The organism is Neorhizobium phenanthreniclasticum, from assembly GCF_040066075.1.
Classification (GTDB): Bacteria; Pseudomonadota; Alphaproteobacteria; order Rhizobiales; family Rhizobiaceae; genus Neorhizobium; species Neorhizobium petrolearium.
In genome coordinates, this window is sequence record NZ_JBEAAL010000038.1 from 30,859 (window position 1) to 45,071 (window position 14,213).

Annotated in this window: 13 protein-coding genes and 3 pseudogenes; 7 read left to right on the top strand and 9 right to left on the bottom strand. The window is 60.1% G+C overall.

What is annotated here, in order from left to right; genetic code table 11:
* Nucleotides 1-208: 208 nt before the first annotated feature.
* Nucleotides 209-631 (bottom strand): OsmC family protein, encoded by a 423-nt coding sequence (locus ABK249_RS30465; RefSeq protein ID WP_425272361.1) that lies wholly within the window; start codon nt 629-631, stop codon nt 209-211.
* Nucleotides 624-797: pseudogene (locus ABK249_RS30470) on the bottom strand (thioredoxin family protein); the annotation flags it as partial. The pseudogene ABK249_RS30470 and the gene ABK249_RS30465, both read right to left, overlap by 8 nt.
* A gap of 237 nt (nt 798-1,034) precedes the next feature.
* Between ABK249_RS30470 and ABK249_RS30475 the strand changes: the two are divergent.
* The 5 genes from ABK249_RS30475 to ABK249_RS30495 all read left to right on the top strand — a co-directional run bounded on the left by ABK249_RS30475 (nt 1,035) and on the right by ABK249_RS30495 (nt 6,006).
* The gene (locus ABK249_RS30475) at nt 1,035-2,282 is read left to right on the top strand and encodes an efflux RND transporter periplasmic adaptor subunit (RefSeq protein WP_052182629.1); all 1,248 of its coding nucleotides are present in this window, start codon (nt 1,035-1,037) and stop codon (nt 2,280-2,282) included.
* Nucleotides 2,279-3,424: an ABC transporter permease gene (locus ABK249_RS30480; protein ID WP_037146201.1), complete on the top strand. Its 1,146-nt coding sequence runs from the start codon at nt 2,279-2,281 to the stop codon at nt 3,422-3,424. The genes ABK249_RS30475 and ABK249_RS30480 overlap by 4 nt, the downstream gene beginning before the upstream one ends.
* A 4-nt stretch (nt 3,425-3,428) precedes the next feature.
* Nucleotides 3,429-4,160 carry an ABC transporter ATP-binding protein gene (locus tag ABK249_RS30485; RefSeq protein WP_227702618.1) on the top strand — a complete coding sequence of 244 codons (732 nt, stop codon included), beginning with the start codon at nt 3,429-3,431 and terminating at the stop codon, nt 4,158-4,160.
* Nucleotides 4,161-4,744: 584 nt separating this feature from the next.
* A complete protein-coding gene (locus ABK249_RS30490) occupies nt 4,745-5,668 on the top strand; it encodes a DnaJ C-terminal domain-containing protein (protein ID WP_227702620.1) in 924 nt (307 codons plus the stop codon).
* On the top strand, nt 5,665-6,006 hold the full coding sequence (locus ABK249_RS30495; protein WP_037146208.1) for a chaperone modulator CbpM: 342 nt from the start codon (nt 5,665-5,667) through the stop codon (nt 6,004-6,006). Before ABK249_RS30490 ends, ABK249_RS30495 begins: the two co-directional genes overlap by 4 nt.
* Before the next feature lie 160 nt (nt 6,007-6,166).
* Here the strand turns inward: ABK249_RS30495 and ABK249_RS30500 are convergent.
* The 3 genes and pseudogenes from ABK249_RS30500 to ABK249_RS30510 form a co-directional block, all read right to left on the bottom strand.
* Nucleotides 6,167-6,512: pseudogene (locus tag ABK249_RS30500) on the bottom strand (TSUP family transporter); the annotation flags it as partial.
* Between the two features lie 35 nt (nt 6,513-6,547).
* Nucleotides 6,548-6,856 (bottom strand): annotated as a pseudogene (locus tag ABK249_RS30505) (phosphotransferase enzyme family protein); the annotation flags it as partial.
* Between the two features lie 139 nt (nt 6,857-6,995).
* On the bottom strand, nt 6,996-8,231 hold the full coding sequence (locus tag ABK249_RS30510) for an MFS transporter (RefSeq protein WP_227702621.1): 1,236 nt from the start codon (nt 8,229-8,231) through the stop codon (nt 6,996-6,998).
* 429 nt (nt 8,232-8,660) lie between these two features.
* Between ABK249_RS30510 and ABK249_RS34045 the strand changes: the two genes are divergently transcribed.
* Nucleotides 8,661-8,858 carry a YjiS-like domain-containing protein gene (locus ABK249_RS34045; RefSeq protein ID WP_425272363.1) on the top strand — a complete coding sequence of 66 codons (198 nt, stop codon included), beginning with the start codon at nt 8,661-8,663 and terminating at the stop codon, nt 8,856-8,858.
* 43 nt (nt 8,859-8,901) lie between these two features.
* On the opposite strand, the gene ABK249_RS30515 is transcribed toward ABK249_RS34045, so the two are convergent.
* The 3 genes from ABK249_RS30515 to ABK249_RS30525 form a co-directional block, all read right to left on the bottom strand.
* Nucleotides 8,902-10,224 (bottom strand): multidrug effflux MFS transporter, encoded by a 1,323-nt coding sequence (locus ABK249_RS30515; protein WP_227702623.1) that lies wholly within the window; start codon nt 10,222-10,224, stop codon nt 8,902-8,904.
* A 436-nt stretch (nt 10,225-10,660) separates the two neighbouring features.
* A complete protein-coding gene (locus ABK249_RS30520; RefSeq protein WP_037146214.1) occupies nt 10,661-11,503 on the bottom strand; it encodes a universal stress protein in 843 nt (280 codons plus the stop codon).
* 103 nt (nt 11,504-11,606) lie between these two features.
* The gene (locus ABK249_RS30525) at nt 11,607-12,392 is read right to left on the bottom strand and encodes a competence/damage-inducible protein A (RefSeq protein WP_037146216.1); all 786 of its coding nucleotides are present in this window, start codon (nt 12,390-12,392) and stop codon (nt 11,607-11,609) included.
* A gap of 249 nt (nt 12,393-12,641) precedes the next feature.
* Here ABK249_RS30525 and wrbA point away from each other — a divergent pair, with 249 nt between their 5' ends.
* Nucleotides 12,642-13,241, top strand: coding sequence for an NAD(P)H:quinone oxidoreductase type IV (wrbA, locus tag ABK249_RS30530; protein ID WP_227702624.1), 600 nt, complete (start codon nt 12,642-12,644; stop codon nt 13,239-13,241).
* A gap of 168 nt (nt 13,242-13,409) precedes the next feature.
* Here wrbA and ABK249_RS33980 read toward each other — a convergent pair whose 3' ends face one another.
* Nucleotides 13,410-13,706, bottom strand: coding sequence for a DUF982 domain-containing protein (locus tag ABK249_RS33980; RefSeq protein WP_081952681.1), 297 nt, complete (start codon nt 13,704-13,706; stop codon nt 13,410-13,412).
* Between the last annotated feature and the right edge of the window lie 507 nt (nt 13,707-14,213).

The window sequence follows — 14,213 nt, forward strand, 5'->3', positions numbered from 1 at the left end:
TGGTGCTTTGGCACCCCGGAAGCGGCTCCGCTTTCAGCTCGTTCGAGTCATTGACAACAAGAATTTTCTTTTGGGAGTGGGTCCCCAGCCGTCTTTTTATAGAGCTCCAGGCATCGCCGGGCTTTGGAGGACGTCACATGATTTTTAAACGCGAAATCGCGCCAAGCATCTGCGAAGACGTCACTTTTCTGGTGGGGAATGGTAGCTATCAAACAGAGGAAACAGGTCCAAAATGGCTTGCTTGGGGAACCTGGATTCTCACGTAAGTTTCAAGAGATCGCTTACCGAACTTGCGAACATTGGTGTACAGCAGATCGAGGCGACGATCCTCCTCGTCGGTATCGACGATGATTTCATAGTCGATGGAGATCATCTTCGGCGGGCCGTCCTGTCGGACGCCGTGGAGCTTGACTTCGACGCCACGCAAATCGAACTTCAGCATCGGCGTCACCCGTTCAACGCCCTTGATCATGCAGGCTGCGAGGAAGAGTTCGGCCGGGTTGAAGGCGTCCAAGCGGCCGCTCACGTCGGTGTCGAGCGTAATTTCCGCTTGTTTCGTGGTGGTGAGGCTTCGGTGTGCGTCGATGCGGCGTGCTTCTATAGAACATTCCAGCATCATGCCCTCAGCCACGTCTTGAGGGCGTCTTCCTTCTGCGGTCCGTATGGACAATCTTGCCGTCTGTGACGATGCCAGGCTCCGAGGCGATGCCGAACTTCGCGATCTCGGCATGGTCAATCGCCTTCTCGACCTTAACGTTGACGCCGAATTTGACTGCGGTGTCCTTCATCATCGCCTCCGTGGCCTCGCAGCACTAGCAACCGGACCCGAGCACCTTCACGTCCTTCATCATACGGGTTGCTTGTGTGTCGCAGTGAAACGGCATGTTGAACAGGAGGCCGACGGCATATGCGCCCCTCCGCACACTTGCCAATCAAACAGAAGCCGCAGTTTGATCGAGATCATTGCGAATGCCGCGGCCAGGGCGCAGCAAAGATAGCATGAGCTGTCTCCACCCCCACCGCAGGGAACGTATATGCTTGAAGTTCCAAAGCCGATCATGAAGGAGAACCCTTCAGTCATCGAAAAGGCACAGGACCAAGCCATCGGAAGGACACGGCGACGATCGGCTCGTGTTTACGCGTTCGTTGTCGTGCTGGCCGTAGCCATTGGCGCAGGTTTCGGCGCATGGGCGATGCTCCTGCGCCCGATCGAGGTTCAGGTTGCGAGCACCGAGCAAGACGTGCCCGTGCAGGTCTTCGGTCTCGGGACGGTCGAGGCGCGGGTGACTTCAAGGATTGGCTTCAAGGTGTCTGGCGTAGTGATCGACTTGCGCGCCGATGTCGGAGATCGCGTTGCCAAGGGCGCGGTTCTCGCCCGCCTTGACGACCGCGAGCAGAATGCACAGGTTGCCCGCGCGGCCGCGCTCGTCGCACAGGCTGATGCCAACCTTCAAAGGGCAACGGCAAGTCTCGAAAAGGCTCGTGTGAACCACGCGAATGCCAAGAGCATCAACGAGCGCCGGCAATCGCTGCTAAAGGGCAATACCACCTCGCTTGAAGCGGCGCAGACAGCACAAGCGGCACAGGACGCAGCCTTGGCCGATGTGAATCTGGCGCAAAGCGATCTCCTGGTGGCCAAGGCCAATATTGGCGACGCCAAGGCGCAACAGCAACTGCAATCAACCATACTGGACTTTTACGCCCTCACGGCGCCCTACGATGCCATGGTGACCACGCGCCTCAAGGAACTCGGCTCCGCGCTCGGCGCGGGTGAGTCGGTGTTCACGCTGATCGACCCAGAGACCGTGTGGGCGCTCGCTTACGTCGACGAGAGCAAGGCCGGCGAGATCACCGTCGGCGAGCCCGCTGAGATCGTGCTGCGATCTCAGCCTGGCAGGCGTATCGCCGGCCACGTCGCGCGTATCCAGCCGGAAAGCGACCGGGTCAACGAGGAGCGGCGGGTCGAGATCACGTTCGATACGCAGCCCGACGAGTTGTATCTCGGTGAACAGGCTGAGGCTCACATCACGACCGTCCGCCTTCCGCAGGCGCTATTGGTCCCGGAAACGGCCATCGCCGGGCTCGGCGGCAATCACGGGACCGTATGGACCATCGAGGACGGATACCTGGAGCAGCGCAACGTGACACTCGGGCACCGGCTGCTCGACGGGCGTTTTGAGGTCACCGGTGGTGTCCCGGAGCACGCCCTCGTTCTCAAGATGTTGCGCAGCGGGCTGCGCGTCGGCCGTGCAGCAAAGGTCGCCGAAGGGGCAAGTCGATGAACTTGGCCTACCGGGACATTAAACACAATCTCCTGCGTTTCGTCCTGACCAACTTCGGATTGAGCCTGCTATTGGGTATCGTCATCATGATGACCGGCGTTTATGGCGGCCTGATCGATGACGCATTGCGTCAGGCCCGCGCGGCCAATGCGGATCTCTGGGTGGTCGAGGCCGGGACCAATGGGCCGTTCGCTGAATCGTCGCGCATTCCGGGCGACACCAGGGAACTGGTGAGCCGGGTCTACGGTGTGCAGCGCGCCGGGTCTGTCACATATCAATCGGTCCAGACTGAGCTGAACGGTGCACCGCACCGCCTGTTTCTCATCGGCTTCGAGCCAGGCAGGCCCGGCGGACCGCGCCAGCTCTCGGCTGGCCGCGACATCTTGCGCGGCCACTATGAAATGATCGTCGACCGTTCCGCCGGTCTTGAGCTGGGCCAAGAAGTCATGCTGGGGACCCGTGATCACAAATTCTCCGTTGTCGGACTGATGCGCAACGAAGTCACTTCTTCCGGCGATCCCGTCGCCTACGTTACTCTGCGTGACGCACAAGCGCTCCAGTTCGAATTGGCACCTCCGGCTTCGCGGCGCGAGCAGGCGCGCGGGGGATCCATGGAGACCAACGACCAGATCAACGCTGTCATAGCCAAGGTGTCACCCTATGTTCCGGTCGCCGAGACAGCGGCGGCGCTCTCGCGGTGGAAGCACCTGACGGCTCTCACGCAGGTCCAGCAGGAGACTTTGCTGAGCAAGTTCGTGATCGAAAAGGCGCGTAAGCAGCAGCTTCTGATCATGGTTCTGCTGATCATCGTGTCGGCCGTCATCATCGCGCTGATCATTTATACGATGACTATGGACAAGGTGCGCTCGATCGCCACACTCAAATTTGTCGGAGCGCCTGATCGCACCATCGTCGGCCTTATCGTTCAGCAATCCCTTTCGTTGGGAATCACCGGCTACGTCGCCGGGCTCGCGCTTGTCTTTATTTTCAGGCCCTTTTTTCCGCGGCGGCTGGTATTCGATCCAGAGAGCGTTATGGCCGTGTTCGCGATCACGATCGTGGTCTGCCTTGCCGCGAGCACCCTGGGCATCCGGCTCGCGCTCAAGGTGGACCCGGCGGAAGCACTCTCGGCGGCAGGGTAAGATCATGACCGAACCAGGCAGACAAGCGGTCGTAAGTGTCGAACATCTCTCCAAGCATTTCGGCGCAGGGAGTGCGCGGGTCGACGCGCTGATCGATATCAACATCGAGGTCCCTTCCGGCCAGGTCGTTGGTCTCATGGGGCCGAGCGGTTCGGGCAAGACCACGCTGCTAAACTGCATGGCCTGCATTCTGGAGCCAAGCGGCGGCCGGCTCACGCTCGACGGCGAAGCCGTCTATGATGACCATTGGCTCAAGGCAGACCTGCGCCGGCTGCGGCTCGACAAGATCGGCTTCATTTTCCAGTATCCCAATCTGCTGCCGTTCCTCGACGCCACCGACAATGTCGCCGTGGTGCTTCACCTTGCGGGACTAGGCGCCGCGGCTGCCCATAAGCATGCTGTTGAATTGCTTGATTATCTTGAGGTCGGCCATCGCAAGCACGCAATGCCCGCGCAACTGTCCGGCGGTGAAGCCCAACGGGTGGCCATTGCTCGCGCGCTCGCCAATCGGCCGCGCATCATCCTCGCCGACGAACCGACCGCGCCGCTTGATTCCGCCCGCGCCCGCATCGTGATGGATTTGTTACGGCGGATCGCGATCGACCAGAGCGCGGCTATTATCGTCGTCACGCACGACGAGATGATCCTCGACCGCTTCGACCATATTTACCGGCTGCGCGACGGTCGCCTGGAAACCGACGAGCTTTCGCGCGCTCCAGCGGGAGCTGACCACTGATGTTCGTTTTGTCGCTGCCGTGACCCGGCGGATTCGCCGCTTTTTGCCGCTTCCCCGTGGAAATCCGCAGCGGCAAGACGTTTCGGAACTGGGACCATCCTCGCGCAGACGCAGATCGATACGTCCCTACTGGATGTGCTTCGGATACTCTCAAGCTGCAATGCGGTGTGTGGAAAACCCTCTTGATACGGAGTTGAGAACCGCCGCAGCAATGGTTGCGGCCTGCGCAATGGGCTCAAGCTCACGGGCAGATCGGCCAGAGCGGGCCTTGAGCGTCGGCCACCGCGCCACCGATGAAATCATTCCTGCCGCCGCAGAAGATGGGATTTTCCCTTCCTCAGACCAGCCGGCTTTGTGAAGGCGCTCTTCTATTTGCATTTCCAGGGCGGCAAAACGATGATCGAGCGATAGGGCGCAGCCGGCCTCGCCTGGCGAGGTGAAGCGCAGATGATTGCCGTGTCCATTGCGTCTCGCCGCCGCTCTGAATAGGTTTCGAAGGACAGGATTCAGGCGAGCCAATCGGGCAATTCGGCCCCTGATAGGTCCTTTCGCCGATCAAGATGCGCATGAGATGGGATCAAAGCATGACCGACCCTTATGAGATCCTCGGCGTGGCCCGCACCGCGACCGACAAGGAGATAAAGGACGCGTTCAAGAAGCTGGCGCGTAAATATCACCCTGACCTGAATCCGGATGACAGGACGGCCGAGGCGCGGTTCAAGGCCATCTCGGCGGCAAACGACCTGTTGAAAGACAAGGAAAAGCGTCGGCGGTTCGATGCGGGCGAGATCGACGCCAGCGGCGCGGAGAAGCCCCAGCAGCGGTACTACCGAGATTTTGCCGATGGACCTGCTTACGCCTCGCACGCTGCACAGGATGGCTTCGCCAGCAACGAGGATCTGGAGGATTTCCTGACTCGCGCGTTTGGTGCCGGGGCCGGGACGCGACGGTCGCAAGGCCCGTTCCGGGCGCGGGGGCAGGATGTGAGCTATGTACTGCCTGTCAGCTTCATGGATGCCGCCAATGGGGCCATTCGCACCATTACATTGCCCGAGGGCAAGACGCTGAATGTGTCGATTCCGGAGGGGGCGGAAGACCGGCAGATGTTGCGGTTGAAAGGCCAGGGCATGCCCGGCTTCGGCGGCGGGCCGGCAGGTGACGCTTTTGTCGAGCTGCATGTCGAGCCGCATGCATTTTTCCACCGCAAGGACGACAATATCCATGTGGAGGTGCCAATCACGCTGAAGGAAGCCGTACTGGGCGCGCGCATTAACGTGCCGACGATCAGTGGCCCGGTCGCAATGACGATTCCGAAAGGCGCAAACACCGGCCAGACGCTGCGACTGCGCGACAAGGGAGTCTTCGACCGCAAGACCGGCAAGCGCGGGCACCAGTTGATCACCTTGAAAGTCGTTCTGCCCGCCGACGAAGAGCCAGAATTGGCTGCGTTCCTAGAGACCTGGCAGCCGAAGACCGCGGACGAGCCGCGCAAGGAGATGCTGAAATGATCCGCGTAGACGAAATTGTCGAGCAGATAGATGCGCTTCAGCGAAGCGATCTCGACGCCTGGATCCGCGACGCGCTGATCTCGCCACAGGATGAGGATGGTACTCCGGTCTTTTCGGAGATGGAATGCGCACGTATCCGCCTGATCTGTACTTTGCATTATGAACTGGAGATCGGCGCGGAGGCACTGCCGGTTTTGCTGTCTCTGGTCGATCAGCTCTACCAGACCCGACATCGCCTGTTGAAATTGACGGCCGCCGTGGCGGCGCAGGACAAGGCCGTGCAGACAGCAATCCTAGCGGCAATCGACGCGGGCAGCGGGACCGACGGGGGGGCTTAGAACCTATTGTCGGCTAGAATTTATCATACCCCGCGACCGCCCTCTTGATCTTCAACGAAATCAGCCGGTACCCACTAATTGGCTCGGGCTTGATGGTCAGCGGCCACCGGCCGCAAGTCCGGCACATAAGCTCCACACAGAGAGCGTAGCGTCTCGTTTCTTGACGCCGCCAGACATTGACCGTCGAGAGCAGCAGGGGCACAAAGCTCGGAACCATCCTGAGGAGCTGGCCACCGAGGAACGCGCCGACAGTCGAGCCTTCCGTCATGAACAGTACAAACCTGCCATTGCGGCGGATGGTCGAAAAAACTCTGGTGCTGGCTATATCGCGCGAGCCCTATCAGCATGGTGGGCAGGCTCACCGCCAGTGAAAGACTCGCCAGTTTGATATCAGCGCTGAACAGCAGCATGAGGGTCGGGATGAGCAACTCGCCTCTCGCCACGCCGAGCAGCGAGGCGACAATGCCGATTGCGAAGCCCGCTTCGATGCCCGCGACGACCTTCGCCGCGTCGCCGTCAGTACAGAAAGCTCGCAATCGAGCTCCGGCACGGACTCCTGCAGGAAGAAAGTGCCGTCGCGGGTGGGCAGAGGCGCAGCGACCGGAACCCCGGTCTCCGAAAGATGGTTGAGGAATGCCGTCTCACTTTTGACGTCCGCTGGCCCGCGCGCGGTGGTGTGAAAGTCGGAAAACATAACGCTCGCGACCGCTTACGGTAGAGAGATAAACATCGTTCAACCCGTGTTGAAGTAATCTGCAGAAACCGGTCCTCCGAGGGAATAATGCTCGTTGATAAACGCGTCGATCGACTCGATCTTCGACGTGGAATACAGCGGATCGAAGTCGAGCATGATCTTGTCCCGTCGTAGTCTCAAGGGCCGTCCTCGGATTGCAGCCAATTTCGTGAGTTCGCAAAACACAGCGTTCTGTCACTGCCGCAATGACGGCTCCTGGCGCGATCCTGCCAGGACGGCAGTCGGCCCAAACCAGTCATTTATGCCGTCCGCACAGGAACGCTATCACCGCAAGAAACTGGATCGCCGCCGCCAGTGTAAAAACGGCGAGGTCAGAGACGGTCCTTGCGATGCCGAACAGCGCGGGTGCGAGGGCATAGGTCGCTTGGCTCAGAGCTACGATCAGCGGCACCACGCGGAAGACATCGGCTTTGTCGAATTCCACCTGTGCGATCAGAGGCGGGAGCGACGTCGCGTTGCCAATGCCGAGGCCGAAAAGCAGGACACCGACAACCATCGCAGCTGCGTTATCGCCACCCGTCACCAAAAACATCAGGGAGCCGATGATCTGAACGCCATAGCTTGCGGACGCGATCAGACGGCGGTCCGCCGAAGGCGGCATCAGCCAACCGATGCCGGTGCGCCCGACGATTGCCGAAACGGTAGCACCTCCCATCAGCAGGCCCGCTGCCTGTGATCCGAAGACCGGAACCATGATCGAAAACAGATGAGCCAGCAGGCCGATCTGCGCAAACAGCCCGGCAGCCATACCCGCTGCCAGCGTTATGAAGCGGCGGTCGCGCCACAGCGAACCGCCTGGCACGGGCGTAGCGAGCGACGGAGCCGTCCTTGGCACCACTTGATCTGACTGTGCTCCGTCCGGAGATTGACCCAGGACATCAGGAGATTTGGAAAACGCCAGAATAGACAAGGCGGCCACGACGGTGACCATAGAGATACCAACGATGATGGCTGCCTGTGCAAACCCGCTCGAAGCAATGAGCATGACCCACAAGGGTGAGAAAATTATGCCACCCACACTCGCTCCATTGTATGCCATGGATAGTGCTGCCGGACGGCTGCGGACAAACCAGGGAGCGATAATGGCGTTCACCGCCGCAGCGCCCATCGCAACCCAGCCCGTTCCGCTCAGGAGAGCGGCTGCAAATAGGTGCCACGGCTGATCGGCTACGGACCAACCGACGACACCGAGGGCGAGAAGGACCGCTCCAGTGACGGTTAGAACCGGAACGCCCGTAAACCGATAAAGTCGAGGAAGGTTTGCAACGACTGCCGCGCCGATTAGAAAATGCAGCGTTACGGCGGTGGAGACGAGTGCGACGGACCATCCGGTTCGCTGGACCACCATCTGCAGATAAATAGGTGGCCCATAAAAACCGACGCCCCAGCCGAATATTGCCAGAACGAAGGTCGCAGCGACCACGTACCAGCCGAAAAATGGTGCGGTGTTGGATGTAGGTAGAGATGTCATGACGTGGGCTCCAATGGTGATTGGCCCTTATTGCAGCTTCCAGGGAGTCAAGCTTCGGTCATGATCGAAGTGTTTGCGATTAACCGCTAATGGCGGATACCGTTGAAAAAAATCCTAGAATTGGCTGTACGTCCGCTCGTTTCTGTCAATTGGGCCGAGTAGGTACGCCACTCCGCCCGGCGCCCCAGCGCGAGGTATCGATTTGTTCTGCTCTCATGGGGCAATGACCCCATGTGGTGGCCTAACTTTGGCCAGCCTCCTGAGATATTGTGCGGTTGCTGCATGGAGGAATTCGTCTCACGCACCACCCGGCCCCCGAAGCCGCAAACGCGCCATCGGCAGGATGCAGCTCTGCCGGTTCGTGACGCTTGCTGCGATCGGCTCGCTGGCGATCGGATATGCCTTCGACGGAATTTGGGCGATGCTTCCGTGAACGGTGGCCTGTTCAGAACCGCTTTGGCGGCGCTCGGGCGCAAGCTTTGCGGGCGGCGCAGCGCGCAAGGAAATCGGCCGCTATCCAGACTCGACGACCGTCTGCTTGACGACCTCGGGATAACCCGCGAACAGGCGAGCGAACTGGACAGACGCCGCGAGCATCAAACGAGATCGAACGACAGCCCCGACTAGATCGTCATTCGGCGTGGTGCGCTCCGTCGTGTTTTGCTTCTGATTATCGAACCGCTTCGACTGGCGAGGTGTCACTCCGTATCGCCAGTTCCGCCAGAATGAGCGAACTGACGCCCGAGATAAAGAAGCCTGCTGCCAAATTTACGGTCGTGCCGTCGTAGAAGTTTCCTATGCCGACGGCATACACGGTGGCGATTAAGCTCGATCCCGACGCGATCAGCGATGCGCCCAAGCCCGCAACCTGGCCGAGGGAGCGCATTGCCATGGCATTGAGATTGCCGAACAGGATCCCGATGGCAAAGAAGGCCGAGAACGCGAACCCCATCAGAGCGACAAGAGGCAGGCGACCGTCCCAAAGCATAGATGCCAGCAGCATCAGAAAACCGACCGATGCCAGTCCCATGAAGGCGGCACGCGCCATGGCATCCATCCCGAAACGCTGCACGAGCCTTGCATTGAGAAATGAAGCAAGTCCTATTCCTGTGGCCAATACTGCAAAATAGAAGGGGAAGGTTTCCTTGATTCCATAGGCGTCAAAAAACAAATCGGCCGCCGTGCTGAGATAGAGGAGTTGCGCCCCGAACACGATGCCGGTCGCAATGATCAGCAAGGCCACACGGCGCTTCGATAGGATGCGTCGGCCGTTCCGGAGCAGCAATTTCGGACGGAAAGCTATCCGTTTTTCGGCGGGCAATGTTTCCGGTTGTCGCATCACCAGCCAGAGGCCGAGCAGCCCCGCTATCACGAGATAGATGCCGAAGACGCTGCGCCACCCAGCGAGAGAGATTACACCCTGTGCCAAGGCGGGGGCCAGCATCGGCACGAGAATGAAGAGCGTGAACATCAAGGACATGACGCGAGCCATCGCATCGCCCTCGAACTGATCGCGGATCATGGCGCGCGTTGCGATCTTCGGGCCGGACACGCCCACACCTTGAAGGAACCGGCCCAAGATCACCATTTCGAGCGATCCCGCCAGCATGGCAGTCATAGTTCCGACCGCATAAACTCCGAGGCCGAGCACGAGCGCTTTCTTGCGCCCCATCGCATCGGACAATGGCCCCAACAGCAGTTCACCGAACGCCATACCGAATATGAAGAGCGATATGACGTGCTGCGTGGATAGCGGAGGTGCGACACCAAGCTCTTCGCCGATCTGGCGTAACCCGGGCAAGAGCGCGTCGATGCTGACGGAGGTCAGGGCGGTCAGAAGGGCATAGAGGGCGATGCGTTCGCGAAAACTGATAGAGAATGTCATAGGCCGTGTACACTGAAAGGAATAGCCTCGACCTGTACCAGTTTTCCCCAAAAGGCCTCGCAGTTTTATTTCGTGCAACTGCTGAATTTTGCACGCCCTCTTTCCCATTGGGGAACTAGCTTATTCTGAAATCCCGAGAGCAATCATGACTTTCGGGGCCATTAGCGGCCCCCACGTGAAAGTGCGCCGTGCGTCCAACGGCTGCTGTTTGGCGCATTCCGGATGTGGCCTCTGGCATAGCAGACTGATGGCTTTTAGGAACTCAAGCGGATGGTCCGGTCGAGCGACCTCAATCGAGGGGGGAGCGATGACAAGTTCCTCTCGTTGAAGGGAAGTCCATGGTCGGATTGCAGCCTCGGCTTGCTCAAAGGCTATGAATACGACGCCACCTCAGCACCAGGCGACACTCCCGTAAAGCGGGTTCGTGCATGGCCGCAAACCTGCCATCGCGGGCCAGGCCTGCTGACATTTGCTGTGCATTTTCGCAATGTATGTATGCGGACGCCGGCCCCGTGGTCCAGAGGCCGGCTGGTTGCGCGATGGGTCAGCGCGAAAGCAGCGTCAGCGCCGTCATCGAATCAAGCAGGCTGCGGGTGACGCCGCCGAACAGCATCTCCCACCAGCGCGAGTGACCGTAGCCGCCCATGACGAGGAGATCGATGCTGTTGTCGGCAAGCCGGTTTTCGATCGCCGCCGCCGCGGGAAGCCCGCCGCTGGTCTCCTGCGTCGTCAGCGTCACCTTGACGCCATGCCGGGCAAGCGTCGCGGCAATTTCCGTTCCGGCCAGTTCCGGCGTCTGGTCATTGCGTTCCGGCGGGTCGATCAGAAGGATTTCGACCGCTTCCGCAGCCTTCAGGAAGGGCAGCGAATCGAAGGTGGCGCGCGTCGCCTCGCGCGATCCGTTCCAGGCGACCAGCACGCGCCTGATCGGCTGCGGCGTCTTCATCGTATAGGGGACGAGCAGCATCGGTCGTCCGCTTTCGAAGAGAAAGGTCTCGAGGTCGGCGCGGTGGTCGGCGTGCGCGGGGTCGCTCTGGCTGGCGACGATCAGGTCGGAACTGCGCACGGTTTCCATGACCGAGACGGAGCCGTAGCCGGCCGAGGAGATGAAGCTGCGGCATTCCGTCGACAGCCCTTCTTTGGCGGTCCGCTCCCTGAAGATGCGTTCGACCTCGGCGGTTTCCTTCTGCGCCACTTCCTGCAGCACCTGCACGGCGGCGGGATCGGGAATTTCCATCGGCGCGATGAGCGGCACCGCGGCCAGTGTTTCGGCATGGACGCCGACCAGATGGGCGGAGAACTGTTCGGCAAGCGCGATACCGAAATCGGTGATCTGAGTGGCATTTTGCGGGGTATCGAGAACGGCAAGAATGGTTTTGTAGGCCATGGCGATGTCTCCTGACGGCGCTGAAACTGACTGCCAGTCTCAGACAATAACGTGGGTCGCACTTTGACACTGGTCAAGAAGAACCATAGCGCGACAAACGGGCTCACGCGTCCGCGGTGGGATTGGTCGGGGTCTTCGCCCGGTCGATGCCGGCGATCATTTCCGCAACAGCCTCAGCTGCTGCATCTAGGATCTGCGGGTCGCGGGCGCGCACGACGATCTCGGTCGAAAACCGCTGCCCGTCATATTTCGGATAGGAGCCGATGCTGGTCTGCGGATGCGCCTTCTGGACCTCGGCAAGCAGCGTGCCGATATCGCCCTCGCCATAGGGGCAGGGGAGCGCCCGCGACAGCATCTTCGCGCCTAAGCGGAGGGTCGGCAGGACATTGTCGACCATGGCCTGGAAAACCTGCGGCACGCCGGCCATCACATGGACATTGCCGATGATGAAACCGGGCGCCGTCGAAACCGGGTTCGGGATGTGCCTGGCACCCTCCGGCATGCGGGCCATGCGCTGCCGGGCATCGGTGAATTCCATCTCGCGGCGCTTGTACATGTCGGCAAGCAGTTTCATCGCATCGGGATCGTAGATGCAGGGCACACCGAAAGCTTTCGAGACCGCATCCGCGGTGATGTCGTCATGGGTCGGGCCGATGCCGCCGGAGGTGAAGACGTAGTCGTAGCGCAAGCGCAGGGCGTTCAACGCCTCGACGATGGCATCCTCCTCGTCGGCAACGATGCGCACTTCCTTGAGATCGATGCCGGAGAGCGTCAGCAGATCGGCGAGATGGCCGATATTCTTGTCCTTGGTGCGGCCGGACAGGAGTTCGTCGCCGATGGCAAGCATGGCGGCGGTGATGATCGAAGGGGATTGCGACGCTTCAGGCATGAATATTCCTCCATGGGGCGAACACTCCTAAGCCCAATTTTTTCGAGGCAGAAGCGATTTTCGTTGTGACGGATGCAGAAACGACGTTCGTTACGGATTTGTGATCGGCAAGCGAAAAGTCGTCTCCGGATGCTGAACGGTGCGTTGACCGGGCAGGGGCTGTCCCGGCCGAGGGAACGCGTTACATGTCGGTCCGGTTACGGCCGAGATACGGCCCTGTTCAGACCGAAAGACAAATTGGAGAAGATCATGGCGAAGGTTCTCGTCCTTTATTATTCCGCCTATGGCCATATCGAGAAGATGGCCTATGCAGTCGCGGAAGGCGCGAAGTCGGCAGGCGCCGACGTGACGGTCAAGCGCGTTCCCGAACTGGTTCCGGAAGAGGTCGCAAAGGCCTCATACTACAAGCTTGATCAGGGAGCCCCGATCGCCACCGTCGATGAGCTTGCAGACTATGACGCGATCATCGTCGGTGCCGGTACGCGCTTCGGCACTGTCGCCTCGCAGATGCGCAACTTCTGGGACCAGACCGGCGGCCTGTGGGCGCAGGGCAAGCTGGTCGGCAAGCTCGGCTCGGTCTTCACGTCGTCCGCCACCCAGCATGGCGGCCAGGAATCGACCATCCTCGGCTTCATCCCGACGTTCCTCCATCAGGGCATGGCGGTCGCCGGCCTGCCTTACGCCTTTGCCGGCCAGATGGGCACCGAAGAGGTGAAGGGCGGCTCTCCCTACGGTGCCTCGACCATCACCAACGGGGACGGCTCCCGCCAGCCTTCGGAAATCGAGCTGGAAGGCGCGAAATATCAGGGCGCGCATGTCGCCAGGCTGGCCGCCAAGCTCGCGGCCTGAACCGTCATAGTACCTTGAAGAAAAGCGCGAGGAGCGATCGTCGCGCTTTTCATGCCAGGTGAGATAGACGTCGCCGATCATTAACGCCGAACCGGTGATGAAGCGCGTTCGAGGACGAGTTCGCCTGCTACCGATCCATGACGTCCACGCGGCTACAAGAGGAATGTCCTAGTGACCTTTTTGAGCCCTGGCCAGTTGGTCCTCATAGGCTGCGAGGAAGAAGACCCTTGCTATATCGGGGTCCGTTTCCCGGCGAAGGGCGGCCAGACATATATCAATCGCTCGCGAGTAAGACGGCCCGGATTTGTCCATGAAGCAGTCCCGCATATGCCGGATGGCGTCCGCGGGGCCTGATATCCGCTTCACTTGCTGCTTTTGAACGAAGCACACAGGCATGCTCCAGCGAGCCGAGAAGGCTACCGGAATAATCTCAGTCAAAATCAACCCCCACATAACCCCACTCATCGAGTAGGCATTTTAGGGGTCTCTGATGTTGCGCGGCAATTGACCCTGCTTAACCAAAAAGACGTAGGCAGGGCTACTCCAAAGTTGACAGAACCAAGCTTCTGCCGGCGAACCGGTTGCACGACATTTTCCCGTAACGCATCCCTTCCATTTGCCGCCATCCGAAGATATTGAAATTCCCCGCTGCGGACGTGGCGAAACTGGTAGACGCAAGGGACTTAAAAGCCCGATCGCCCGCAACCCAATGAGCGAGACCGCCAGACCATTTGCTTTCCGGCCCGGTCCATCTAGCCATTCACGTCCCCTCCTGCTCTGCAAGGCGACGGATGGGAAATGGCGCATCCCAAGGTACGAGAGGAGTGGCATAGGCAAGCATTAGCGGATGCCGTGGCTGCCCATCAGGCGCGGTTCCCCAGCACATCGGCTTGGCGCCAGCCTCGTTCAAAACGTCCACCACCGCATGCCACCTTGTGCGCAATGGCTTCGGAAGCTTTGATAAAGGCCCCC

Bases quoted from the DNA above. Each gene is read 5' to 3' on its own strand.
- ABK249_RS30475 (WP_052182629.1), top strand. From the start codon at position 1,035: ATGCTTGAAGTTCCAAAGCCGATCATGAAGGAGAACCCTTCAGTCATC.
- ABK249_RS30495 (WP_037146208.1), top strand. From the start codon at position 5,665: ATGATCCGCGTAGACGAAATTGTCGAGCAGATAGATGCGCTTCAGCGA.
- ABK249_RS30490 (WP_227702620.1), top strand. From the start codon at position 4,745: ATGACCGACCCTTATGAGATCCTCGGCGTGGCCCGCACCGCGACCGAC.
- wrbA (WP_227702624.1), top strand. From the start codon at position 12,642: ATGGCGAAGGTTCTCGTCCTTTATTATTCCGCCTATGGCCATATCGAG.
- ABK249_RS30510 (WP_227702621.1), bottom strand. From the start codon at position 8,231: ATGACATCTCTACCTACATCCAACACCGCACCATTTTTCGGCTGGTAC.
- ABK249_RS30525 (WP_037146216.1), bottom strand. From the start codon at position 12,392: ATGCCTGAAGCGTCGCAATCCCCTTCGATCATCACCGCCGCCATGCTT.
- ABK249_RS30520 (WP_037146214.1), bottom strand. From the start codon at position 11,503: ATGGCCTACAAAACCATTCTTGCCGTTCTCGATACCCCGCAAAATGCC.
- ABK249_RS30485 (WP_227702618.1), top strand. From the start codon at position 3,429: ATGACCGAACCAGGCAGACAAGCGGTCGTAAGTGTCGAACATCTCTCC.
- ABK249_RS33980 (WP_081952681.1), bottom strand. From the start codon at position 13,706: ATGAGTGGGGTTATGTGGGGGTTGATTTTGACTGAGATTATTCCGGTA.
- ABK249_RS30480 (WP_037146201.1), top strand. From the start codon at position 2,279: ATGAACTTGGCCTACCGGGACATTAAACACAATCTCCTGCGTTTCGTC.
- ABK249_RS30515 (WP_227702623.1), bottom strand. From the start codon at position 10,224: ATGGGAAAGAGGGCGTGCAAAATTCAGCAGTTGCACGAAATAAAACTG.